This window comes from Photobacterium sp. GSS17 (assembly GCF_028621875.1).
Taxonomy (GTDB): domain Bacteria; phylum Pseudomonadota; class Gammaproteobacteria; order Enterobacterales; family Vibrionaceae; genus Photobacterium; species Photobacterium ganghwense.
Genome location: NZ_CP117518.1, coordinates 237,243 through 261,761, shown reverse-complemented (window position 1 = coordinate 261,761; position 24,519 = coordinate 237,243). Strand labels below are relative to the sequence as shown.

The 24,519-nt window shown below is 48.5% G+C and carries 23 protein-coding genes; 13 read left to right on the top strand and 10 right to left on the bottom strand.

The window, feature by feature from the left end:
* Positions 1 to 61: 61 nt before the first annotated feature.
* Complete coding sequence (locus tag PGW97_RS17600; protein ID WP_273860276.1) at positions 62 to 2,512, bottom strand: response regulator; 2,451 nt, start codon at positions 2,510 to 2,512, stop codon at positions 62 to 64.
* A 78-nt stretch (positions 2,513 to 2,590) separates the two neighbouring features.
* Between PGW97_RS17600 and PGW97_RS17595 the strand changes: the two genes are divergently transcribed.
* Positions 2,591 to 3,340 (top strand): substrate-binding periplasmic protein, encoded by a 750-nt coding sequence (locus PGW97_RS17595; protein ID WP_207104217.1) that lies wholly within the window; start codon positions 2,591 to 2,593, stop codon positions 3,338 to 3,340.
* Positions 3,341 to 3,407: 67 nt separating this feature from the next.
* On the opposite strand, the gene ribA is transcribed toward PGW97_RS17595, so the two are convergent.
* The 4 genes from ribA to hdfR form a co-directional block, all read right to left on the bottom strand.
* A complete protein-coding gene (gene ribA / locus PGW97_RS17590; protein WP_273860275.1) occupies positions 3,408 to 4,460 on the bottom strand; it encodes a GTP cyclohydrolase II in 1,053 nt (350 codons plus the stop codon).
* Positions 4,461 to 4,898: 438 nt separating this feature from the next.
* Positions 4,899 to 5,051: an ATPase gene (locus PGW97_RS17585; protein ID WP_373689519.1), complete on the bottom strand. Its 153-nt coding sequence runs from the start codon at positions 5,049 to 5,051 to the stop codon at positions 4,899 to 4,901.
* A 532-nt stretch (positions 5,052 to 5,583) separates the two neighbouring features.
* Positions 5,584 to 5,742 carry a hypothetical protein gene (locus tag PGW97_RS17580; RefSeq protein ID WP_169776019.1) on the bottom strand — a complete coding sequence of 53 codons (159 nt, stop codon included), beginning with the start codon at positions 5,740 to 5,742 and terminating at the stop codon, positions 5,584 to 5,586.
* 360 nt (positions 5,743 to 6,102) lie between these two features.
* On the bottom strand, positions 6,103 to 6,963 hold the full coding sequence (hdfR, locus tag PGW97_RS17575; RefSeq protein ID WP_047884744.1) for an HTH-type transcriptional regulator HdfR: 861 nt from the start codon (positions 6,961 to 6,963) through the stop codon (positions 6,103 to 6,105).
* A gap of 162 nt (positions 6,964 to 7,125) precedes the next feature.
* Between hdfR and maoP the strand changes: the two genes are divergently transcribed.
* The 3 genes from maoP to PGW97_RS17560 all read left to right on the top strand — a co-directional run bounded on the left by maoP (position 7,126) and on the right by PGW97_RS17560 (position 10,583).
* The gene (gene maoP, locus PGW97_RS17570) at positions 7,126 to 7,473 is read left to right on the top strand and encodes a DUF413 domain-containing protein (RefSeq protein WP_047884881.1); all 348 of its coding nucleotides are present in this window, start codon (positions 7,126 to 7,128) and stop codon (positions 7,471 to 7,473) included.
* Between the two features lie 115 nt (positions 7,474 to 7,588).
* Positions 7,589 to 8,617, top strand: a complete 1,029-nt coding sequence (gene gshB / locus PGW97_RS17565) for a glutathione synthase (protein WP_047884745.1) — start codon at positions 7,589 to 7,591, stop codon at positions 8,615 to 8,617.
* Positions 8,601 to 10,583, top strand: coding sequence for a flavohemoglobin expression-modulating QEGLA motif protein (locus PGW97_RS17560; protein ID WP_047884746.1), 1,983 nt, complete (start codon positions 8,601 to 8,603; stop codon positions 10,581 to 10,583). Before gshB ends, PGW97_RS17560 begins: the two co-directional genes overlap by 17 nt.
* A gap of 52 nt (positions 10,584 to 10,635) precedes the next feature.
* On the opposite strand, the gene PGW97_RS17555 is transcribed toward PGW97_RS17560, so the two are convergent.
* Positions 10,636 to 11,031 (bottom strand): VOC family protein, encoded by a 396-nt coding sequence (locus PGW97_RS17555; RefSeq protein WP_217393908.1) that lies wholly within the window; start codon positions 11,029 to 11,031, stop codon positions 10,636 to 10,638.
* A 207-nt stretch (positions 11,032 to 11,238) separates the two neighbouring features.
* Between PGW97_RS17555 and PGW97_RS17550 the strand changes: the two genes are divergently transcribed.
* Complete coding sequence (locus PGW97_RS17550) at positions 11,239 to 12,435, top strand: YdcF family protein (protein ID WP_273860274.1); 1,197 nt, start codon at positions 11,239 to 11,241, stop codon at positions 12,433 to 12,435.
* On the opposite strand, the gene PGW97_RS17545 is transcribed toward PGW97_RS17550, so the two are convergent.
* Positions 12,432 to 12,887 carry a c-type cytochrome gene (locus tag PGW97_RS17545; protein ID WP_047884748.1) on the bottom strand — a complete coding sequence of 152 codons (456 nt, stop codon included), beginning with the start codon at positions 12,885 to 12,887 and terminating at the stop codon, positions 12,432 to 12,434. The genes PGW97_RS17550 and PGW97_RS17545 overlap by 4 nt on opposite strands.
* A 199-nt stretch (positions 12,888 to 13,086) precedes the next feature.
* Positions 13,087 to 13,926, bottom strand: a complete 840-nt coding sequence (locus PGW97_RS17540) for an isopenicillin N synthase family dioxygenase (RefSeq protein ID WP_047884749.1) — start codon at positions 13,924 to 13,926, stop codon at positions 13,087 to 13,089.
* Between the two features lie 403 nt (positions 13,927 to 14,329).
* On the opposite strand from PGW97_RS17540, the gene PGW97_RS17535 reads away from it, so the two are divergent.
* From PGW97_RS17535 to PGW97_RS17525, 3 genes are all read left to right on the top strand, one after another.
* Positions 14,330 to 15,919, top strand: coding sequence for a methyl-accepting chemotaxis protein (locus PGW97_RS17535; protein WP_443147132.1), 1,590 nt, complete (start codon positions 14,330 to 14,332; stop codon positions 15,917 to 15,919).
* Positions 15,920 to 16,182: 263 nt separating this feature from the next.
* Positions 16,183 to 18,108, top strand: coding sequence for a RecQ family ATP-dependent DNA helicase (locus tag PGW97_RS17530; RefSeq protein WP_273860273.1), 1,926 nt, complete (start codon positions 16,183 to 16,185; stop codon positions 18,106 to 18,108).
* A gap of 191 nt (positions 18,109 to 18,299) precedes the next feature.
* Entirely contained in the window at positions 18,300 to 18,650 is a 351-nt protein-coding gene (locus PGW97_RS17525; RefSeq protein ID WP_217393915.1) for a DUF3316 domain-containing protein, read from the top strand.
* A gap of 64 nt (positions 18,651 to 18,714) precedes the next feature.
* On the opposite strand, the gene PGW97_RS17520 is transcribed toward PGW97_RS17525, so the two are convergent.
* Positions 18,715 to 18,855, bottom strand: coding sequence for a hypothetical protein (locus PGW97_RS17520; RefSeq protein WP_273860272.1), 141 nt, complete (start codon positions 18,853 to 18,855; stop codon positions 18,715 to 18,717).
* An 84-nt stretch (positions 18,856 to 18,939) separates the two neighbouring features.
* Between PGW97_RS17520 and PGW97_RS17515 the strand changes: the two genes are divergently transcribed.
* Together PGW97_RS17515 and PGW97_RS17510 are read left to right on the top strand one after the other, a co-directional pair.
* The gene (locus PGW97_RS17515) at positions 18,940 to 19,242 is read left to right on the top strand and encodes a YfcZ/YiiS family protein (protein WP_273860271.1); all 303 of its coding nucleotides are present in this window, start codon (positions 18,940 to 18,942) and stop codon (positions 19,240 to 19,242) included.
* 326 nt (positions 19,243 to 19,568) lie between these two features.
* The gene (locus PGW97_RS17510; RefSeq protein WP_169776020.1) at positions 19,569 to 19,733 is read left to right on the top strand and encodes a hypothetical protein; all 165 of its coding nucleotides are present in this window, start codon (positions 19,569 to 19,571) and stop codon (positions 19,731 to 19,733) included.
* Between the two features lie 419 nt (positions 19,734 to 20,152).
* Here PGW97_RS17510 and PGW97_RS17505 read toward each other — a convergent pair whose 3' ends face one another.
* Positions 20,153 to 20,437, bottom strand: coding sequence for a DUF1496 domain-containing protein (locus PGW97_RS17505; RefSeq protein WP_273860270.1), 285 nt, complete (start codon positions 20,435 to 20,437; stop codon positions 20,153 to 20,155).
* Between the two features lie 371 nt (positions 20,438 to 20,808).
* Here PGW97_RS17505 and PGW97_RS17500 point away from each other — a divergent pair, with 371 nt between their 5' ends.
* The 3 genes from PGW97_RS17500 to PGW97_RS17490 all read left to right on the top strand — a co-directional run bounded on the left by PGW97_RS17500 (position 20,809) and on the right by PGW97_RS17490 (position 24,458).
* A complete protein-coding gene (locus PGW97_RS17500) occupies positions 20,809 to 22,179 on the top strand; it encodes a glutamine synthetase family protein (RefSeq protein WP_047884753.1) in 1,371 nt (456 codons plus the stop codon).
* 77 nt (positions 22,180 to 22,256) lie between these two features.
* Positions 22,257 to 23,678 carry an aldehyde dehydrogenase family protein gene (locus PGW97_RS17495; RefSeq protein ID WP_273860269.1) on the top strand — a complete coding sequence of 474 codons (1,422 nt, stop codon included), beginning with the start codon at positions 22,257 to 22,259 and terminating at the stop codon, positions 23,676 to 23,678.
* Positions 23,679 to 23,699: 21 nt separating this feature from the next.
* Positions 23,700 to 24,458, top strand: a complete 759-nt coding sequence (locus PGW97_RS17490) for a glutamine amidotransferase-related protein (RefSeq protein WP_273860268.1) — start codon at positions 23,700 to 23,702, stop codon at positions 24,456 to 24,458.
* Positions 24,459 to 24,519: the final 61 nt, after the last annotated feature.

Genomic DNA, 24,519 nt, shown 5'->3' with positions numbered 1-24,519 from the left:
AACAAGGCAGATTGCACACTTAATCGAACCCTGACATAAACGGCCACTGCTGGTGGCGATCTTAATCGGTCGTCACCACTTTGCCCGGTGTGTACTGAATCAGTTTTTGCCTTAATGTAGTCTGGCTGACAGGCTTTGAAACAAAATCATCCATACCAGCCGCCAGGCATTTATCCCGCTCCTCCTTCATAACATTTGCCGTCAAGGCAACTATCGGTATGTGTTCACCTTCTTTCTCGAGCAGCCGAATCGCCTTCGTCGCCTCAAAACCGTCTAACACAGGCATCTGGCAATCCATGAAGATCAGATCAAAATGAGCACGTTTGAAGGCTTCAATCGCCTCCTGGCCATTTTCGGCAATAGTGACTTCAGCGCCCAATTTCTCCAGCATCATTTTCGATACCTTCTGATTGATCATGGTATCTTCGACAACCATGACTGATGTTTTCACCAACACTGGCTGCTCGTTTGTTTTCTCAGCCCTGTCTATACCTGCACTGGAATGGACAGGACTTTCCAGAGGGTTGGTTTCAGTAAGAATGGGCATGCCAGGCTCATTAAGCAATGAACGGAAATACCCTTCCGGCGTCGTTTCCGATGGCTTAGGTGTAACCGGAACCTGTGTAGCACTATCGTTATGTAGTGTTGCCGGGGAGAGGGACTGCGTTCGGAAAGCAGCCAGTTGCTGCACTGCCCATTTGAGATTACTTTCTTTGTACGGTCTGGCCAGGAAGCCCCCGACACCCACCTCCCGGGCTCGCTTATCATCGCCGACATCAGGTGCAGCGGAAATCATCATCATTTTCGGGCAATTCTCACCAAATGTCGTTTTAAGCTGATGAGCAAGCTGGAAACCATCCATTTCCGGCATTACCTTATCAATGATGACAATATCAAACGGCGCATTAGCAACGATAGCCTCATTAACCATACCTGCTGCACAAGCAGCGTCGTCACAACTGACGGCCGTCGCACCAAAGGCATTGAGCTGAGACGACGTTATTCGCATATTGAGCATGCTGTCATCCACCAGCAGAACGCGTAAGCCGTTCAGAACATCTCTGTCATCGGCTACCTGATGACTTACATTTTTCGCCAAATCCAGCACAAAATAAAAACGACTGCCTTTCCCTGCTGAGCTGACAATTTTCAGCTCTCCGCCCATCAGCCAGACCATCTCTCTGCATATTGCCAGCCCCAGCCCCGTACCTCCATATTTGCGGGTGGTACTGCCGTCGGCCTGACGGAATTTTTCAAAAATAGCTTCGTGCATCTCCTCAGGAACCCCAATCCCGCTGTCAATCACTTCAAACTGAATCCGGTGACTGTCTTGCAACTCCTCAAGATGCTGTATATGAAGATGAACGTAACCAGAAGCGGTGAACTTAACCGCATTACTGATCAGGTTGTTCAGGATCTGACGCAGTTTGGTGGCATCCCCCATCAATAACGGGCTAACCTGCTTGTCTACCGTGCAACGCAGTGCCAGCCCTTTTTCAGCGGCCCGAACTTTGAACAGGGATTCTACTTCCTTGTTCAGCTCAAACAGGTTCAGCGGCATGGATTCCAGCTCTAGGCGACCGGCTTCAATCTTGGAAAAATCGAGGATATCGTTAATCAAATCGAGCAAGGATAACGAAGAGGTATGAAGCATATTGATGTATTCTTTCTGCTCTGCGGGCATATCCATGTCCCGCATCAGGCCGGATAAACCAATGATGCCATTCATTGGGGTTCGAATTTCATGGCTCATATTGGCCAAAAATTCGCTTTTCTTGAGATTGGCCTCTTCTGCATATTTACGGGCTTCTTCCAGTTGTTGGTAGTTCTCACGAATTTGATTCACCGATTTGTTGTACTGGCGGGCAAGGATAGAGATTTCATCTCTAAACCAGCGATGAGGTAATGTCAGCGGTGTGGGGACGTTTTTTTCGTCAAACTGCGTAACGGCATGGGACATATCCGTCAGAGGCTTCACCACTAACCGGTAGGTCACCAAAAGAATAAACACCGACAGCACAAAAATCTGTAACGTTTGCCCAATAAGCAGCAGCAGAAATTTATTCCATAAGTTTTGATACACCACACTCAAATCTGAGTGAATGATAATTTTGCCTAATTCATACGTCCGATTGATAGCTGTGTGAGTCATCCTCCACTCATGCTCAAGCATGGCTGATGTAAAAGGTTTGCCCAACTCAACAATGTCATCAAACCCGTCATTGATCCTCAAGTAGGAAATTGACGGTAACTTCATAATCCCTTCAGCCTGGGTTTTCAGTTGCTCGCGGTCTTCAACCCATAAGCTGGCTGTCAGACTTGAAAGATAGCTTTTTTCGATTTCATCAAAGCGCTTCTGAATTTCATTCAGTTCCTGCTGATAATCGACATAAAGGCTTAATCCGGTCGTCAGCACGGTAAATAACACACTAAGCAGTGTGATCCAGAGCAATAGCTGTTTTGACAGGCTGAGGCTCCGTTTTTTGTGTGATGGTTGAAGCGTTTTGTCCATCCTTAAACTCGCATCTTCAATATCCTTTACTACCATAATAGTAGACGGATTTACTCTATGATTGGTAAGGAAAATATAATGACAAAGCTGTTACCCCTCCTTACTTTGTTCGCTCTCCCTGCACTGGCCGAGCACGGTAAGGTCATCAATTACTATGTGATTGCGAAACAAGCAGCCCCATTTCAAATCGAAGATCACAATCAACACTCAGGTATAGTTACCGACATTGTCAAAGCTGTTTTTAGTAACAGCGATTATCAAATTGAGTATCATACTTACCCATTCAATCGCATGATCTCGTTGCTCGAAGCCGGAGGCGAACCCAACTGGATCACGTACGGCAGCCCTGAGTGGGGCAGCGTTCAGGCCGATAACCTGTCGGCAGAGCCAATTTACAATGTTCGCCATGTACTGGTCAGCAGTCATAAAAAGCCTTTTCAGTTCAATACGATTGAAGACATCAGAAATAAGGTCGTAGTACTACTTCATGGCTTTGACTACCCTCAACTGCTTCCTTACATCAATAACGGCACTGTCGAAGAACTCAGGGTTAAAGATTACGGGGCCGCTTTTCGCGTGATTCACAAACTGCCCGGCGATGCTACGTTTGTCGAAATGGAATCACGCGTTCGCTATAACATGAATATTCAGCATCTGGATGACGATCAATATGATATTCAGCCTTTTGGTGCCGTCATTCCCGATTATCCTATCTACCTGGCTTTTGACCCGCTGATGGATCCAAAACTCGAAACATTTATTAATCAGCGCCTGAAAGAATTAAAAACGGCCGGAACCATTAACGATATTATCCAAAAGTATTATTAACCCCCCTTAGCCAGACGGGCAAAAAAGAAAAAGCATAACCACAACATTGATGGTTATGCTTTTTTTTCTAATCAATAAACGAGGAATCGAACATATGTCCCAGCTTCTTCGCTTTGGTTTTTAAATAACCTTGATTATGCGGGTTATTTCCTTCTTGCAGTGGTACGCGCTCTGAAATATTAATACCCGCTTTTACCAATGCTTTAACTTTTCGTGGGTTGTTCGTCATCAGCTTCACGGATTTGATATTCAGGAAGCTCAGCATACCGCGGCAGAAAGAGTAATCACGCATATCAGCAGCAAACCCCAGCGCCTCATTCGCCTCCACGGTATCAGCGCCTTCATCCTGCAAATGATAGGCCCGAATTTTATTGATGAGGCCGATACCACGCCCTTCTTGTCGCAGATAGAACAGCACCCCACTCCCGGCTTCTACAATATTCTGCATCGCGCGGGCCAGTTGGAAGCCACAGTCGCAACGGGCGCTGAACAAAGCATCCCCGGTCAGACACTCAGAGTGAAGACGGATCAGAGGGGGTTCATTCTCTTTAAGCTGACCATACACCAACGCCAGATGTTCTTTTCCGGTAGCTTGTTCGATAAACCCGTACATCTGAAATGTGCCCCACTGGGTCGGCAGTTTGGCACTGTCAACAAAATGCACCAGATTGTAAGGTTCGCGCTCAGCAAAATGGTCCCTCACTTCCATCAGAATTTTACCCAGTTCGTTTTGCCCGCTCCCATCGCCGCCATCTCCCCAATAAGGATCCTTATGGGAATGTTCGGTCAGCATCTTATCGCCGGTGCTGACCAACAAGTGCGCCAAGCGAGTGTTCTGACGAAATTTTTCAAAGACCACATACCGCATAACAGCATGACGAACGTCCACCCAGTCAGCTTTGACGTGGTCTTCATTGTAGCGGCTCAAGGCAAAAGCTTCATCTGGAGTAGCGGCATGAAGTATCTGCTGTTGTATTTCAGGATCACTGAATTTCTGCGCCTGATAATAATGTTCACTGGTAGGCCAAATGACGCCGCCTAATTCGATAGGGCTTGCCGCAAAATTGGACAAAAAGCCATTTGCATCGTTAGGCTCGTAAAATTGAATTTCCTCAACCATTCATCTCACTCCATTAGATAAACTATGAATACTCCGTTATCAGTAAATTCATTACTCCTGTCTTAAAACCGATACTGATAAGTATAGCTAAAAGGATAGCTTCGCAATTGAAGACTGCACTTTTTTGTCCTAATAAAAATGACAGTTAATTAACATTATTTAGTGAAATTTATAGTACTCAGCCTTAATCAAGGCTATTCCAACCCCCTAAAGACAAATAAAAAGCGGCGCCTATAAAGACACCGCTTTTTATTTGAGGTTTTAAACTCAGTGAGATTAACGCGTTGGAACTAACCAGTTATTGCGTGACGTTATTTTGACGGTAATCATCAAGACATTCATCAGCTACGCACCCTGCACTTCAGTATCAATTTACTGATACACGATTCAACCATACAGCGTCAACCCAACTCACCTCAGGCGCTATCAACCTGAGAATCAGCTTTCCTGACCCGGTGTTTTCTTACCGGTCATAAAGGCTTCCAGAACTTCTGGCGTCAGCTCACCAGCGTCTTCCAGGCGCTTGAGTTCTGCCACAATGGCTTTTTGCTCTTCCAACGTAGGAATAGGCAGTTCAGGCTCTTTCTCCATCCCCTCAGGGATATTCAGATTCTCAAACATAAAATGGTATTACCTTTTATCTAAACCAGACAGCTGGCCACAGTATACATCATAAGAATAGAGAAATGTTGATCAAACACCGTGACAGCTTGCAACGTAAGCTTCTGGCTTCACACAGGCAGCCTTAGCGAGAATTGCACGTAGAAAAAGCTACAGGCAATCGGCGGAAGACATGGTGCAGCTGTACAAGACATAGCTATACAAGACGTAGCTATACAAGACGTAGCTATACAAGATGCAGCTATAGTAGACGAAATAAAAAGAAGGAATGATATGTAATAGGAGAAAAGCAAGCGTATAAGAATGTGTATCCTGAAAGAGGCTCTGGCTTCAGTCCGTTGTTTTGACACTACAACAGCCGCTCAACGCTTCCAGACAATTTACATTGCAACTCTAGAGCAGAGGCCTGAACAGCTATCGTGGAAGGAAAATCAGTCACAAAAATGCCAAAACAAAAAAGGGTGCCCTGTCGGCACCCTTGGCATTCATACTTCAAGCAAAATCAATAACTGTCGTCATACTCCGGATATTCGTCGCGGTGACGTGTAGTTCGGCGTTTCTTCTTCCTTGATTGTTGATTGAAGTCCGAAAATTCGTCTTCAATATCAAATTTGTCTTTTGACTTAGACCGTTTAGAAAACTTTTGATCTAACTTAGCCATAGCTGTTTCCTGAAACTATTCCAGAGTAAGTAACATATACAGGTTAGTTGAACAACAGCAACCATTCCAGACATAAACAGAATGCCGTTGCCTATTGAAACTGAAGTGTATTTTTTGATTATGACAGAAATACTAAAGACCAAAAGCGCGGTACAGAATAGTAAGGCTGCTATCAAAAAGAAAATGCCATTTGTGATGTACATCAGGTTTTTCTTATACCCATTCCCCTACTACAGGGGATATTCGGAGCATAGGAGAAATCGGCATTTTCTGTACAACGAGATATTTTTCTCGTTACGATAAATAAAACTTCTCGTTCAGAAAAAGCATAGCCCACTGATTATTAGGTGGGCTATTTTTTTACAGACTTTCGATAATCTGGTTAAACGGCACGGTGAGCAGTGCCTCTAACATGTCCAGTTTTTCGCTGTCCTCTCGCCAAACTAAGTACAACGATTGCTCCATGATCGGAGCATCAATGACAGGATGCAAACGCCCCTCCTGAACACATTGCGCGACGACCGGAGAAGGTAAATAGCCGACACTGTCACTGCTCAGTAAAAACTCCATCGCCATACGGCTGGAGTGAGTGTGCATGATCGGTGTTTTCTGCATTTCAGTAATACGGCTTTGTTCCATCGAAAAACGCGTGCCCCAGTCCAGGTACACTAATGGCTTCGACATCACCTGCTCCAGCGTGCAGTTCGGGTGGCTTGCCATCAACTGCAACTGAAAGTCGCGCACTCTTGTCACATGCAGATTTTCAATCTTCGGCGGTTCACTGGTAATCGCGACATCGATGGTTTTGTCCAGCAGCTGTTTGGCCAGACTCTGACGAGGAACAGACTCAAGACGCAATGCCAAGCCTTCAACGTGACGATAGATACGGCTAACCCAATCAGAAATGCCATCAAACTCCCAGAATAAAGCAGAAGCACCAATCGTAATCTGTTGGTTCAGACTGTTACTCAGGGCAACATCCTGCTTCGCCCGTCCCCAGGTTTGCAGAATCGCTTCTGCATAAGGCTGAAGGCGTTCACCGGCAGCGGTCAGATGGACGTTGCCTCGTTGACGAGAAAAAAGCTCATTACCCAGCTGCGATTCCAGCTGACGAATGCGGAAACTGACAGCAGACTGCGTGAGGAATAGATTGTCTGCCGCCCGTCCGAAGTGGCGGGTTTTTGTGACCTCAAGAAAGGTTCTGAGTAGTTCGGTATCCACTAGCGTTCTCTATAACGAAGAAGAAGATAAAACAGCGATAGTATCTCAGTTTAGAGACATAGATTAATCAATGTTTCTTATCGTAACAAGTAAAAATATTTGTTTTACAACAGCACAACTCTGAAAGAATATCATCGCAAATTTCGTCTGGAAGCATATCAAATGAGAAGTGTAGGTAAATTTTACGACGATAAAAATTTCCCACGAGGCTTCAACCGTTCTGGTGTTTTTACCGTCAGCGAAGCTCAGATCCTTGAAAACTATGGTCGTACCATGCGCGGCCTCATCGACGGCTCTATCGAGCCAGAATCCGATGAAGAAAAATTCTTCCTGGCCGAACTCAGCGGTAAGCAGGAAATTACCTCCAGCTTTGCAAAATGCTGGACGAAATACCTAAATAAAACCACAAACAAAGTTCGAAGCTATACTCTGTGCGTATCACAGCGAAAAGCAAGCAGTAGCTTCGACGAAGATGACGATGTGGATAACGATTCCGACCTGGACATCTAAGCCACACAGCTTAACCAGCTATTATTAAGTCAAACCGGTAAGCCATCCACTGTTGTGCGATGGCTTACGTTTTTTTATAACCTGTCTAATTGATGACAGCTAATAGGCAACAGCTATGAAAATTTGTTTTGTTATGTATCCGTGGAGCAAAGTTGAGCCAGAAAATGACTCAACCTTGCGCCTGATCCATGAAGCCGCATCGCGTGGTCACACGGTAGCCATTACAACTCCAAATAACCTGACCATGCGCCACAGCACTGCTATCGCATTCTGCCACGTTCTGAAACAGGGTGAAGTTTCCGCGAACATCCCCAGCTTCTACCGTAAGGCCGAGTTCCGTAAAGCACAGCTACCTCTGGCCGGGTTTGACGTAATTTTCATGCGTGCCAACCCGCCACTGGATACCATGGCACTGAACTTCCTGGATTCTGTTCGTGACCAGACCTTCATTGTTAATGACATTGATGGCCTACGTGTTGCAAACAACAAACTGTACACGACTTCACTGCCAGATCCGGGTAACGAATTTATTCCAGCGACTCACGTATCAAAGAACCGTGACTACCTGGAACGTGTCCTGGAAGAAAACCCTAACGAGCGCATGATCCTGAAACCGCTGAATGGTTACGGTGGTAAAGGTGTGATCCTGGTAGAGAAAAGCGCAAAATCAAGTGTGAAATCTCTGCTGGACTTCTACATCGGTGACGACAAGAACTATGTGATCCTGCAGGATTACATTGAGGGTGCGGAAGAAGGCGACGTGCGTATCATGATGCTGAACGGCGAACCCATTGGTGCAATGCGCCGTGTTCCTGCTCAGGGTGATGTCCGCTCGAACATCCATGCCGGTGGTAAAGAAGTGAAACATACACTAACGAAGCAAGAGCTGCGTCTGTGTAAGCACATTGGTCCAAAACTGGTTCGCGATGGTCTGTATTTTGTCGGCTTGGACGTAATCAAAGGTAAACTGGTTGAAGTTAACGTACTCAGCCCTGGTGGTATCACCCGTATTAACCGCCTGAACCGTACAAAACTTCAGGCTCAGGTTATTGATTTTGTTGAAACCGTAGTCACTGCTAAAGAAGTTAGCATTGCACGTAAAAACGAATTCCGACAGGTAATTGCCGATGCTACAACTTTCTGAAGCAGAAGTGCTGGACAGAATCCAGCAACAAATCCCGTTTGAGGCTCAGCTGCCGGACGGGAGTCTGACAATTCGGATTAGTGAGTATCAGCCTTATATTGCAACTGCCATCCATCACGGTCACCGCCTGCGCGGTGACCTGATCCCTAAGTGCTTGCTCAATGAGGATGAACGCTACTACGAAGAAGATCCATTCACCGGGGACTTTATTTCATCTCTGCCAATCGTGCTGCAAGGTGAAGATTCCCGTTACGAATACGATCTAAACCGCGCGCCGGATAATTGTATTTACGAAGAAGCCTGGGGCAAGCCGGTATGGGCCGAGCCTCTGACAGATTCTGAGCGTTCAACCTCACTGGCGAAGCACAACTGTTATTACCGTATTCTGGCGTGTCTGGTTGATACACTGGAAACACGTTTTGGCCTGTGCCTGCTTTATGATGTTCATTCCTACAACTACCAACGAATTGAACGCGATACCCCGGTATTCAATTTGGGTACCAAGCAGGTCAATACGCGCCGCTGGCGTAAAGAAATTGATAGTTTCCTGAAAGGGCTGGACGCCATTGAGTTACCGAACATTAATGTTACGGCTAAAAACAATGACGTGTTCATGGGCATGGGTTATCAGGCAAGTTTCATTAAAGCGAACTTCCGTAATACCCTGATCCTGCCGCTGGAAATCAAAAAGGTTTACATGGATGAGAGCCGCGGGGAAAGTTACCCGCTGGTGATCGAAACCCTGAAAGCCGCTATGAAAACCGCGCTGAGTGAGCACGCCGCCGAAACGATTTTGCGCCGCACCAAAGTGAAAAAGCTGACCAGCAGCCACGTTCTGGCTTCTCGTCTGCCACGAGAAGTGCTGAAACTGGATCGCCAGCTGTACACAATTGCGCGTGGCGTCAATACGCTGAGCTATATCAACCCGCTGAACCTGAAGCAGGAAAAGCGCCGGTTCTTGCACCGTCCGCACGATTATGAGCCGACGTTCACTTACCGTCAGCTGGATCTGGATCCGTATAAGTTCCGCGAGCAACTATACCGCCTGCCGGTAGAAGATATTCGTGATGCGGATATTCAGCAGATGTACCGTAAGGTCATTGATCAGCTGGCAGTACGTATTGACCTGCTGACCAGCATCGGCCGCGATGAGTTCCTGTATAACTCGCTGCGTTACTACGGTCAGCCGGACGCTCAAGACATTGCCAATGCCAACTTTATTCTGCATGCGAGCGAATACAATACGCCGGAAGCAGAAACCATCAGTGCTGAAGAAGCCATTCAGGCTTTCAAAGTTGCCGCTGATGAGTATGGCATGAAATGCAAGGTAACAGGCTCGAAGCAGTTAATTGCTCGTGCGATGGTCAGCGGTAGAGTTATCAAGGTTAACCTTGCCAGCAAGTTTAACCAGAAGGATCTGAATGCGCTGATTCACCATGAGCTTGGGGTCCACTTGGTTACCAGTGCTAACGCTGACTTGCAGCCGCTGAAAGTACTGAAACTGGGTCTGCCGGGTAACACCCATACTCAGGAAGGTCTTGCCATTTTGTGTGAGCATCTGTCCGGCAGTTTCCCGCTGCATCGTCTGAAAACTCTGGCGCTGCGTGTAATTGCGGTTGACATGATGGTGCGTGGTGAGAGCTTCAGCGAAACGTTCCACCTTCTGAAGCATAACTACAACCTGAGTGATAACCTGGCCTTTACGATTACGGCTCGCGCGTATCGTGGCGGTGGTTTCACCAAAGACTACCTCTACCTGAAAGGGCTGAAGGATGCGCTGCAAAGTTACGCCGAGGAAGATCTGACTTCACTGTTTGTCGGCAAAACCGGTTTTGAATTTAAGCCACTACTGGATGAGCTAATCACCCGGGAGATCTTAAACAAACCGACTCATCTGCCAAAAGCATTGGCGATGAAAGCCAATGACGACCCTATCATCGATTACATGCTGCACAGTATTAAGTAATTCGGACTGACAAAAAGACCGCCTCAGGGCGGTCTTTTCATCTTGAGTAAGACTACTCACAATCCTTGGCTTCGTAAGTGATAATCGACACAACCGCACCCTGAGGATCCCTGACAGCACACATTCGCCCGACTCCCGGTACTTCCATAGGCTCGTACACGGCACTCCCCCCAGCAGCCGTAATACTTGCCAGCGTTTCATCCACATCGGCTACGGTAATGTACGTCCCCCAGTGATTCGGTATATCCTGATAACCGTCAGGTTTTCCCATAATACCGCCAACCGGCTGACCGTTTGCCTTCAGGACATAATAAGTCCCTTCCGGCATCGACATTGCCTCCGCTTCCCAGCCAATCACTTTGGTATAAAATTCCACGGCTTTTTCCGGCTCATCGGTCAGTAGTTCAGACCAACTGAAGGCACCGTGTTGCTCGAACGCATTGCTCATTGTCAGTTCCTCTTTCGTGATGAAAAAGCGTTTTCTAACCTTAGTTCAAGGCGAGCCGTCTAAAGACGTAAAAAGCAAATATTGTGACGAACATGTCGACTTTTCCGGGCATTTGCATTCCTTTACTTAGCCTCGGTCAGTAGGATATTCAGCGCCCAGAATATAATCCGTACACTTTCACGCTATCATTCAACAGGATGTTTCTCGATGCCTGCCATTGCCGCCAATGCAATGTTGAACAAGTACCTTGAGCAGGCAAGTGCCGCCTTCTACAGCCCAAACCGCTCTCAATACCCATTCAAGGACAAAACAGAATCGAACCTGGCCGTAGCCACCTATTATCTTTATCAGGCCCTGAATGAATCCAATCCAACCCCGTTGGATGATAAACTGCGTTGCAATATATTGCTGACACTGGCCAACATCAAAACGTTTCAGGGCCGACTCTCAAGCGCCCTGTCTTTGTATGCAAAGGCATTACCGCTCGCTACCCGGCAACAACGGCAAGACATACTGTGCTACTTTGCGGTCTGGCACCATGCAACCGGTCAGCAGATGTTGAGCCGATGGTATCAGCATCAGTTGGCTGAAAACTCTCCCAGTTCGCTGTACCAGTCAAACCATCACGCCCCACCTACTGTGCTTCTTAACCGCTCGCTGGAAATACTTAATCGATGTCTGGCACAACCCGTCCGCTACCTGACGGATATCTCAGAAAAGACACCCGATAGTTCTCAGAGAATCAGTTCGTTGCCATGTTCATCATTGTCATATTCATCATGGCGGACTTCGTCATTGGAGGCATCTTCAGCACATGCGTTTGTTATTCTGGGATACACACTTAATGCCGATGGGTCGATGTCCGCGAGACTACTGAATCGGCTTGCATTAGCGCTTCAACTGGCAACACGTTACCCAACCAGTAAGATATTGGTCAGTGGTGGATTGGCCAAGCAAGGGATGAGCGAAGCAGAACGAATGGCTCACTGGTTGTCGCAACACGGGGTCAGCCCGCAACGACTCTTAGTTGAATCTCAGTCTGCAAACACGATAGAGAATCTTCGGTTCAGTTTACCGCTGTTACTGCAAGCTGGCATACGGCATGCGACATTGCTCAGCACCGCAGACCACGTGCATCGAGCTCAGATAGTTGGAGACATTTTGCAGGCGCAGCATTCGGATTGTGACTCGACTGCGGCACCGGACGCTGAATACGCCACCAGCGAAAACCACGCCCTGCGAACGACGGGCAGCCAGATCCACTTGGATCATATTGCTGTGCAGAATCAGCTGAACCGTGCTCACCCATCTCCTCCTGAAGGGCAAACCCGCCTGAATTGCTACATTGATGCACTTCAGGCCATGGGCATGCCCGCATTCCGAGTCAGTATCCAATGCGATTAACGGTACTTACCGTAAGTGGTGTACTCATACGGTTCAAGTTCATACTTCGCTTCGAGGAAAGTAATGAGGTCGACCAAATCCGTTACTGTCATCACGTCGTTATAACTTGGCATAATGGATTCGCCAGAATGCGTGACTTCCTGCACATCATAGCCGGGGGCGATGGAGTGGGAAGGGTTGATGACCGATGTAACCAGCTCGGCATATGTTTTCAATTTCGGTACACGCCCGCCCAGCTCAACACTTACACCGGATTCATCCAGGACTTCAGGCCGTTCATAACCTTCCATCGTATGGCAGCTAAGGCATTGATATTTTTCAAATAGCTGTTCGCCACGTTGAGCGTTCCCCTGCGGCAAGGTAAAAGAAAGGGTATTGCCCCGCTGATTTGGCTCACAGCCTGTTGTCAGCAACAGCGAACTCAAGGCAATGATTGTCAGAACCGATTTCATCACACCACTCCTTCTTTTTTGCCCGCCTGACGGCAGCGCAATGATTATGTCAACGTTGTTAAGTGTAGTTGGCATAGCCAATGCGGCAGATGAAAATGGAAGAGGCAGAGGGGGAATCGGCGGATTTGTGGCAGGTTGATTGATATTCATCAAAAAAAAAGCCAGCACACCGGCTGGCTCTTTCAGTTTATAGATCAGGTTAAATCACACCCAGCTCACGCAGACGCTCCATCAAGTAGCTATCGGCAGTGTAGCGCTCAGACAAGACGACTTCCGGTTTCGGGTGCAGAAACAGCGGCAGCGAAATACGCGCTTTAGTTTTATCCGTCCCTTCCGGGTTGACAACACGGTGTGTCGTCGACGGGAAATAGCCACCCGATGCTTCCTGCAGCATATCGCCAATGTTGATGATCAGGTTGCCAAAGTCACAAGGAACATCCAGCCAGTCACCCTCTTTGGTCTGTACCTGCAAGCCCGGCTCGTTGGCGGATGGCAGAACAGTCAGCAAGTTAATATCTTCATGGGCACCCGCACGAATCGCTCCCAGCTCTTCTTCACCGTTTAGCGGCGGATAATGCAGCACGCGCAACAGCGTTTTATCACTGCCGTCGATCATGCTCGACAGAGACTGCGAATAGCCTTCAGACACAGAAGCTGGAGAATGATTTTCAACCCATGCCAGCAGTTCGCCAGCCAGCTTATTGGCTTCATCGTAGTAGCGTTGCAGCTCGTCTTTCAACTCTGCCGGACACTGACCCCATGGGTAATAGTGGAAATATTCTTTAATGTCTTTCTTGGTATGACCTTTAGCCACTTCAGACACTTCTGATGGGAAGAAACCGTCCTGCGTTTCTACGTTAAAACGGAAGTTTTCCTTTTCTTCGGTATTAAAGAATCGGTGCCAGTTGTCATAAATAGACTGAACCAGTTCCTGCTGAATCGGGTGGTTTTTCAGCACACCGAAACCTGTCGTACGTAGGGATTCAACGAAAAGCTCAGCGGCATTTTCGGCGTTATAATCGACTGCTTCCAATTTCATGGTCAAGATATCTTTTAGGCTGACTGTTTGAATGTATTATTCCGACGTAATCGGTTGCGCATAATTTTATCGGTTGTTGGCTCTAAGAAACACAGTTCATTCAGAAACAGTCTGTTTACAGCAGGAAACACAAGCTCAGACCAGCGGTGACGTATCGCCAAACATTCCGAAACATTTCCGTTCCCGCCTCGTTTAAATGCTCCTTGAATACACCAAGACTGACACACCCCGTTCACATTCTGACACCACCCGCAAAAAAACACCGACAAATATGATGATTTATTAGACATTTGACTTTCAGGTTTAACAAAACCGTCAAATTATCCGTTAACATATTGATATCCATAATAACAATGTGCTTTTATGCGCGCATAAATAACAAGACAATAAAAAAGGAATTGTCGTGTCAGCTCAAAATATTCCGACTTCTATATTTGCTCAAGAAAGTGACAAGGAAGTAACCTTCGCCGAAGGTGAACAACTGGTATCAACAACGGATTTAAATGGTGTTATAACCTATTGTAATCCTTCGTTTTGTCGTGTGTCCGGCTACACCATGGAAGAACTGCAGGGACAACACCACAATATTATCCGTCACCCGGACATGCCAAAAGCCGCCTTCCGCGATTTGTGGTCACGCCTTAAAGCTGGCAATGCATGGCGGGGCATGGTGAAAAATCGCACCAAAAACGGAGGTTTTTACTGGGTCGATGCTTATATCACCCCACTTTATGACAAGGGTAAGATCACCGGATATCAGTCAGTCAGAGTGAAACCTGACCCAGAAATGGTCCATTCTGCCAAGCAGGCGTATCAGCACTTATTGAAAACAGAAGGAAATAGCAGCTCACTTCAGCTCTCTATTCCCCCAGCTTTTAAGTACAGCCTACTGGCTCTGGCCTGCGTAGCACCATTCATCGCCAGTCTGAATAACGATGGATTGACAGCACAAACCTGGTTATCCCTCGCGCCGGTTACGGCTCTGGCACTGTTTTTCCGTAACGAACTACTGGATACTCCCACACGGCTTAACAAACTGAAATCCCAGTATGACAGTATTAGCCGCCTCATTTTCTCCGGTAAGACCCCCTTCTCAGTGGCTGATTACCACCTCAAGATGGCATCCGCGCGTATCCGCACTGTGCTGGGTCGAATGACCGATGCTGTCGCGCCGCTCAACGGCCTGGCCGATGAACTGAATGATTCCGCCAGCCGTGTCAGCAACGCAATCACGGAGCAGAATCACAACATCCAGCACGTGGCAAATGCAATGGACGATATTTCAGGCTCAGCCCGCACCGTAGCTGAACATGCCAACAACAGCCAAATTCTATTGGACCAAACGCGCAATCACTGCGCGCAGACTCGCCAGCATTTAGATACCACGCAAACCAGCCTGTGTCACCTTGCCGAGCAAGCGGAACAGGCAACAGAAGCAACCCGTCAATTAAGCCAGGAAGCCGGGAAAGTCAGCTCTGTCATGTCAGAAATCAGTGGCATTGCCGACCAGACCAACCTGCTGGCGCTAAACGCTGCCATTGAAGCTGCCCGCGCCGGAGAGCATGGCCGAGGCTTTGCCGTTGTTGCCGATGAAGTTCGAGCCCTGTCATCCAGAACCCAGTCTGCGACCGAACAGATTCAGACCAGTATCAACCATATGTTGGCGACCATTGAAAACTGGCAATCACTGATTGAACGCAACCGCGATGATACCAATGCCTGTGTTGAACTTGCAGAAGCCGGGGTGAGGGCCATTCAGGAAGTCGAAACCAACATGCTAGAAATCAATCAACTGATTGAACAGGTGAGCTCATCAGCAGCGGAGCAGGAAACCTTGTCTGAACAAACAGGTCAGCATGTTCATGCGATTGCCGCCACCTCCCATCAGAATCTGGATGAAGTGACTCAAGTGGAAAACAGCAGTGCCATTCTGAAAGCCCGGGTCGATGAGTTTTACCATCTGGCGTACCGCTTCAACGAGCGCCGTAGCTAACCTTTGGTGTTTATTTGAGCACTTCAATATCAAAGACTTGCCTTCATAAGGTGCGATAGTTCGGTTTACCATCCGAGATGTCTTAACGCTCAGCTATCATCTGGCATGCCTACGCGCAGGCATGCCACTTCTCGTTTTGAGACAGTAGCAGGCGCTGATGGCGCAGAGGGATGCGATCAATCCGCTATTTTTTCACTCTGGCTGGGTAATTCAGTCCGAATTCGCTATGATCCGGCTTACGGCAACTTACCTCACAGCTCTCTATGTATCTGCACAATCTGAAACACTACTTCGGTTTTGGCTCGCTGCGACCAGGTCAGGAAACAGTGATTAAACAGCTTCTTGATGGCCACTCGTCAGCAGCCATATTTCCAACGGGCTCCGGCAAATCGTTGTGCTATCAACTCCCTGCACTGGAATTACCCCATCTGACTCTGGTCATTTCCCCTTTACTCGCGCTGATGAAAGATCAGCTCGATTTTCTCCACAGCAAGGGAATTCCGGCGGCATCTATTGATTCAAGCCAGAGCTGGGAAGACAGCCAGCGCGTCATGCAAGCCGTCAGAGCCGGAGAGATCAAAGTGCTGATGATCTCCGTCGAGCGGCTGAATAACGAGCGTTTCCGGCACTTTATCTCACAAGTCCCCATTTCTCTGTTGGTGGTTGATGAGGCACACTGTATTTCAGAGTGGGGACATAACTTCCGCCCTGACTACCTAAAACTGCCTCAGCACCGCGCCGATCTCAACATTCCGCAGGTGCTGTTACTGACCGCCACGGCGACACCAGCCGTGATTGACGACATGTGCGCCAAATTTGCCATTGAAAAGCAGCATATTGTCATCACCGGTTTTTACCGCCCCAATCTGGACATTGCGATTACTCCAGCCTCAGCTGAGAGTAAAAACCAGCAACTACTTGAGGTACTGAACCACACTCCGGGGTTACCTACAATTGTGTATGTTACCTTGCAAAAAACCGCCGAAGATCTCGCTCACTGGCTAAAAGCACACAACTATGAGGCCTCCGCCTACCATGCCGGTATGGACAGCGAACAACGCCAGCAGATTCAGCAGGATTTCATGTCCGGCCGGCATCACTGCATCATCGCCACTATCGCGTTTGGCATGGGCATAGATAAAGCGGATATCCGCAAGGTGATCCACTTTGATCTGCCTAAATCCATCGAGAATTACAGCCAGGAAATCGGTCGTGCCGGCCGGGATGGTTTGCGGTCTGAGTGCGTACTGCTGGCAGATCGGAGTGGAATGAATGTGCTGGAAAACTTCGTCTACGGTGACACCCCGGATCGTTCCGCCATCCATGCCGTACTGAACGAGATTCAGGCTCACCCCCAGCAATGGGAAGTGATGCTCAACCGGTTATCCAAAACCGTCAATATTCGCCTGTTGCCGCTGAAAACCTTGCTGGTCTACCTTGAAATTGAAAGCATCATTGAGCCGCAGTACACCTATTTTGCAGATTACCGATTCAAACTGTTGGTTGATGAAACCCTCATCGTTAACAGTTTTCAGGGGGAACGCCAAACCTTTGTCCGCCAGATTTTCGCCTGCTCGCCTAAAGCACGCACCTGGCATACCGTCGATTTTGACGCGTTGTGGCATACCGGAAGGGCGGAACGAAAGCGTGTTGTCGCAGCCATTGATTATTTCAGCGAAAAAGGCTGGATCACGCTGGAAAGTAAACAAATGACCGATGTGTACCGGGTATGCCAACAGCACTTTGATCCCGAGCAACTGACAGAACGCCTGTATCAACTGTTCAAAACCAAAGAGCAAAGCGAGATTAAACGACTGGCAGACATGCTGGCCCTGTTTGAAAATGAGCACTGCCTCAGCCACACCCTGGCCGGTTACTTCGCCGATCACAACGCGCCAACCGAGTGTGGTCACTGCTCGGTTTGCCGTGGCAATGTCGCCCAATTACCGGCACCCAATGCGCTAGAACCGGTATCCGACAACTTGCTGAAGACCTGGTGTGACCCGTTTATTAATGCATGCCCGACCCCGCCATCCGCACACGCCATAACCCGCTTTTTGTGTGGAATGGCCATGCCGTTACACACTCAGATTAAAGCGCGGCAAATGAGCGGCTTCGGCAAACTGGAGGCGCACCCTTTCGCAAAAACCCTGGAACAGGTACGAACATTGTTTCCGCATACCAGCTGAAAGAAAAACGTCATCTAAGTTTGTGTCATCTTTCATGGCGTTAGCATCTGGTATAGACCTAATTGCATAATTTTTAAGGAAAAACAGCTAAAATTGAAAGTGGCGACAGCCTATGAGGGTCAACTGTCAGTAGCACTGGCAGTCAGGCAGACAGCGACGCCTGCATGACCTGCAATCAAGAGGGTTCAATCATGAACAAGCTGCTTATCACTTTGGTTATGCTTGGTATCAGTACAGGAGCAAATGCCTTTACCCGGGATATGAATCACGAAAGTCGCAACATTGTTGCCGGCGTCAGTGATTCTCGTGAAGGCGCTATGCGTAAGGGGCAGGATTTTGCCACCAACCTCAAATCGGAATCTCCTTCAAGGTTAAAAAGAACATTAGGGATTTACGAATACGGCATGAAAACCAACACGATCAAGGTGGATGATTCCCGTATTAAGATTGATGAATTTTCGACAGCTTCCGGTCAGGTCAAATACCGTGCTGTCGTAAATGTGGATTACAGCTACGACAAGTATCTGTCAGACAATCGCTGAACTCCAGCTTACCGCTGTCGGGGGAAGAGAGCCTCTTCCCCTGCTTTTCGTATTCCAAGTGACACTAAAGCACATTTCCAGTGCTTTGCCCCTGCCCTTTGACCTTTTCTTCAATTTTTATTCTTACTCCAATTTGTAATCTTACTCCAACGTGTATTCTCAATGTTGGTTGCCGGGTATCTATCTTCTCTTTGATTTTTGTCATACGAAAACCGTGATCGTATATAGCGATCTCTGTCACAACGCTTTAGAATGACCCTATAACAATAGTGGAGATAGAGTTAACGCCATGACCAACGAAAGCCAAGAATACCAGACCTGTGAAGCCTGCGGTGTGTCTGCAGAAATGGGGTTCATCATCAAAGAAGGTGATGAAGTTGCAGAAGTACACATCTTCGGAGGCGATAAGCCAGCCCTTGAGGCCGAACTGGCTAACTACGTATCACTGGCCAAAACAGTCAATACTAACGTCAAACATGAAGTCATTGAGCTCAGCGAAGACAGTACCGAGTTAACCGCTCGCTTCCAGTTTGAATGCAGTGCTGAAAAACTGATTTTCGAACTGAAGACTCGCTCTCTGGCACGCAACTGAGACACCTCCCAATTCAGTGCATTCTCATCAAAGTTGCGAATTTTCCTGAAAAGCCAATTCTTCGCCAGAATTGGCTTTTTTATCGCATCAAAACAGACTAAGGTTAGGGATGGAGTTACTGAACAGGACTGATGCAGTTTTATGCATCTACTCTGGTCAGATCTGCAATGTAATCCATTGCTTTATAGATAAAATCGCTATTTCAGTTATACCCTGTACCAATTTATTGCTGGCATTCCCCTACAAATTGTATGAGAATGAAGCTCAGTATGAATCACAGGGCACATGATGACAATTCTCATCATGACAGGAAAAGGAAATGTTCTATGAATAGCAATAAAGCAAGAGTGATCTCAAACTGGAAACCAGTCAATGAACGTGAAGCGGCTGCAATGAAAGAGTTTCTCATGCAGGAAATGGGCGCAACCACTCCGCATCACCAAGGTGGTACCGGCAGACTGGCTCCGAACTCCGGCCGTATGGTGCGTTAGTCGTTATCTAAGTCTTCGCTGGTTGGTATGTTAATCAGTATTGACCAGTACAAGCATGACTATCCCGCCATCGGAGTGATTGAGCACCGGGATGTGCACTGATTTTTGGCTTTAACTTGTGGCTGAGTGTGACTCACTTTCACAGCAACAATGTAAAGCATGACATCGGAATCATACATATCCGCCGGGTACTGAAATCACTCTTAATCGTTGTACTGATGCAGCCCTCGTGGCTGCATTTTTGTTTACCAGGATCACATTTGACGTCGTGACTCGCCATCCCAGTAAAACCATACCAACGAAGCTATACCTACAACGCCATACCAACAAAGCCAAAGCGCCAGTCAAAGAGTGAAGACCCGAGAAACCAGCACGCTAATGCAATGAGTTATCTTAAGGCCGGGAAGCCTGCGCAGCGGCTATTTCGCCTTTGTTTCCAACGTTTGCCAGCGCAGTTTACCGTTCGTTTCAAATGACTTTTCTGGCACACACTCCAGCAGCACAGCCCCCACACTGATTACGGATCCAAGAGAATATTTCTTGCCGTCATAGAAACAGGCGCGATGCTGGGTCAGTTCACCTTCCAGCGTAATTGCCGGTTGTGGCTTCATCGATACTTCGTTTACCTTCGCTATCGCAGGGGCACTGAACGCCGCAGCCACACTAATCCCCAGCACCAACATGTGCATAAACACGTTTCGCATATTTTCTCCCCCATCCTCTTAAAGCAGTTTTTAAAGGCGACCCTGGCATTAATTTTATTTAACGCACAGAAATTAGAAACCAAATGCATATGGTACAACCGCTGTTATTTTTACTTTTTTATATCAATTGTTTCAACAGGGTGTCTCATGCATCGCTCACTCTCCTGACGAGCTTATTCCCAAACAACGATGAGCAATTGTATGGACATTGCTTTTTGCCGCTAACGCACAGTTGACGAATTCACCTCTCCTTCCTACGTTTATTATCAATAACAAAAAAATCCTAGTTGATCACAGAATCGTGATTTTGTTGATTCCGTATCGACATCTTGATGTGAGCTGAACACTCGTTGTTGAGGATACCTGCCGTTATGGTTCCGAGAGAGGTACGCAGTATTGATGATGCGAAACGCATCATTGAAGAGCGCAAACTAACCCATATCAAAGTCGGTTTATTTGATAACGATGGCGTTATGCGCGGTAAATACATGTCAAAAGCGAAGTTCTTTGCTTCCCTGGAACACGGTTTCGCATTCTGTGATGTGGTTCTGGGGTGGGATGTGAAAGATCAACTCTATGACAACACCCGTTACACCGGCTGGCATACTGGTTATCCTGATGCGCCGGTTCGGATTATTCCTTCCAGCTGCCGGGACGTTTTGGATGAAGACGGCATGTTATTGTTCATTGCGGAATTTGCCGGTGAAGCCGAAACGGTCTGCCCTCGCGCGACCCTCCGTCGTGTTATCGACAAAGCGACAGCAATGGGATTTAACGCCCAGGCGGCTTTTGAATATGAGTTCTTCCTGTTTCGGGAAACGCCCCATTCCGCCCGTGAAAAAGGATTCCGTAACCTGGAAACCATCACGCCAGACTGGTTCGGTTACTCCATGATCCGAAATTCCACCTATTCCGGTTTATATAAGGCCATTCTGAGTATGGCGGAAACCATGGACTTCCCCATTGAAGGCATTCATTCCGAAACCGGGCCAGGTGTCATTGAAGCCGCCATCGCCGTTGATCAGGCCGCAGATGCCGCAGATAAAGCCGCATTATTTAAGACTTACATGAAGGTACTGGCACAGAAAAATGAGCTGATGGCGACATTTATGGCCAAGTGGAGCAATGACTATCCGGGCCAGAGCGGGCATATTCATTTGTCCCTCAACCATGCCGCAGATGGCAGCAGCGCTTTCTATGATGCCAGCCAGCCCCATGCCATGAGCCCTCTCCAACGCCATTTCCTGGCAGGTCAGCAGCGCCTGATGCCCGTGCTGTTGTGCATGGTTGCGCCTTCGGTCAACAGTTACACCCGAATGATTCCAGGTTACTGGGCCCCCACAGACGCCACCTGGGGAGTAGAAAACCGCACCACCGCATTACGGGTCATTCCCGGTTCCGCGAAAAGCCAGCGGGTTGAGTACCGCATCGGGGCAGCCGATGCGAACCCATATTTAGCACTGGCTGCAGCATTAGGCTCGGGCTTGATCGGCATCGAGCAGGGCTGGGAGCCCAGCGATCCGGTAACCGGGAATGCCTACCAGCAACCGCATGATGATGCGCTGTCACTGCCTCGTACCCTGTGGGATGCCACACAGGCGTTCAAAGCCTCTGATATCGCCAAATCTCTGTTCGGAGAGGCGTTTGTTGAGCATTTTTCTGCCTCACGGGAATGGGAAGACCGAGAGTTTCGTAAACACGTAACCGACTGGGAACTAAGTCGTTATTTTGAAATTATTTAGGGGAACAGCGCGCCAGAGCGTTCCATTGCTCCGGCCGGCACCACCTATGACGTTTCTTTCTCTGACAGGTGTTCGTTATGATTAATACCGCGGCTGTTTCTCACCAGGATACCCCGGCCCTCCGCCACACTTGTTCGCCGGTGGACGGCAGTGTTATCGCGTCTGTCTCTCTTCACAGCTTGCGGGATGTCGATCGTTCACTGGACATTGCAAACCGTGCCCAGCAGCACTGGCAACAGATGCCGCTCAGCTTGCGCCAGCAGTTTTGCCGCGATGCTATCAGGGCGCTGCTTGAGCACAGAGAAATGATTGCCTGCGAGATCAGCTGGATGATGGGACGCCCTATCCGGTTTAGTAGCAATGAATTACGTGCCGTTGAATCGCGCACCCAACGGATAATCACACAGAGTGAGCAAGCACTTGCTCCTATGACTCAGTCCCGGACAAATGGCGTCAGCCGATACATCACCCGCGCCCCTATCGGCACTGTGTTGGTGATTTCCCCCTGGAACTACCCCTATCTAACAGCCATTAACGCGATCATTCCGGCACTGCTGGCAGGGAACAGTGTTATCCTGAAGCATTCCTCACAAACACCGCTTTGTGCTGAACGCCTGCAGCAGGCATTCAAAACTGCAAAGTTGCCTGCCGGTGTGTTTCAATATCTTCACCTCGATCACCCGACAACGCACCGTTTGGTTGCAAGTGAGCGCTTGCACCATGTTTCGTTCACCGGTTCAGTCGCAGGCGGAGCCATGATCGAACAGGCCGCTGCGGGGCACTTTCACAGCATCGGGCTGGGGCTTGGTGGCAAAGATCCGGCTTACGTTCGCGCCGATGCCAATCTGGATCATGCTGTCGCCACTATCGTCAACAGTGCCTTTTATAACTCCGGTCAGTCATGCTGCGCCATTGAACGGGTGTACGTTGATAGCCGTGTTCACGATCTTTTTGTCGCCAAGGCAAGAAATCTGATCAACCGTTACCGCCTGGGTTCGCCGCTGGATGATGCGACTACCCTGGGACCCATGATAAGTACCAGCGCCGCTGACTTCGTCCGGGAGCAGATCCGTGAAGCCATTGATCAGGGTGCCAAGGCCCATATTGTCGAGTCCAACTTCCCTATGAGCCGGGAAGGGACACCATACCTTGCCCCGCAATTGCTCTCAGATGTCACCCACCATATGCGGGTCATGACAGAAGAAACGTTTGGTCCGGTGCTGCCCGTTCAGAAAGTCGGTTCTGACGAAGAAGCCATTTCACTGATGAACGACAGCGAATATGGTCTGACCGCCAGCGTGTTCAGCAGCGACGTTCAGAAGGCCACTGGTATCGGCACACACCTTGACACAGGCACCTTCTGCGTGAACCGCTGTGATACTCTGGATCCCGCGCAGGCCTGGAGCGGGGTGAAACATTCCGGTCGCGGCTGTGCCCTGACGGATCCGGGATTCAGCAACCTCACTCGCCCTAAAGCGTTCTGTATAAACCATGTGTAGATCACCGTTTGGAGTCGACCTATGAGAATTGGGGTATTGCTCTGTGACGATGTCAGGCCAGAATTACAGCTTAGGCATGGTAATTATCCGGAAATGTTCAGCAAGCTATTTGCACAGGTCGACCCGACGATTACCCTCGTGTTCTACCGTGTGACAGACGAGCAATATCCATCGCAACTGGCGGAGTGCGACGGGTATCTCACCAGCGGCAGCCGTTTTAGTGTCTACGATGACCAGCGCTGGATTCGGGTCTTTCAGGGGTTTATACAACAGCTATACTCTCAACGCTGTCCGCTGGTCGGTATCTGCTTCGGCCATCAGATGATCGCCTGGGCGCTCGGGGGGAATGTTACCCCAGCCTCCACAGGGTGGGGACTGGGTGTACAACATGCCGAGCTCTATCAGGCTGCCGCGCTTGAACACAGCTGGCTGACGAATCCACGCCGCAAGATAGCTCTTCTCAGCAGCCATCAAGACCAAATCAGTCAATTACCCTCTGACAGTCAGGTGCTGGCAGGCAGCACACTTTGCCCATATGCAATGTGTCTGACCGGCAAGCATTTTCTGGGGATACAAGGACACCCGGAATTTACCCCGGCCTACCTGGAGGATCTGATCCGGCTTCGAGCACCGCAGCTACCTGAGCCGACCATTCGTACAGCCCTTCGTTCGCTTTCCTCTCCGACGCAACATCTGCTGATTACCCGCTGGATCATTCAGTTCATCAAGCACTACCGTTTCCAGGTTCATCGTACAGATGATCACCACCAGCGGACATAATCCCATCATTCAAATTATCTGAACGACATAATCGACCTTTACTGCTCGCGTTTTTTTTACC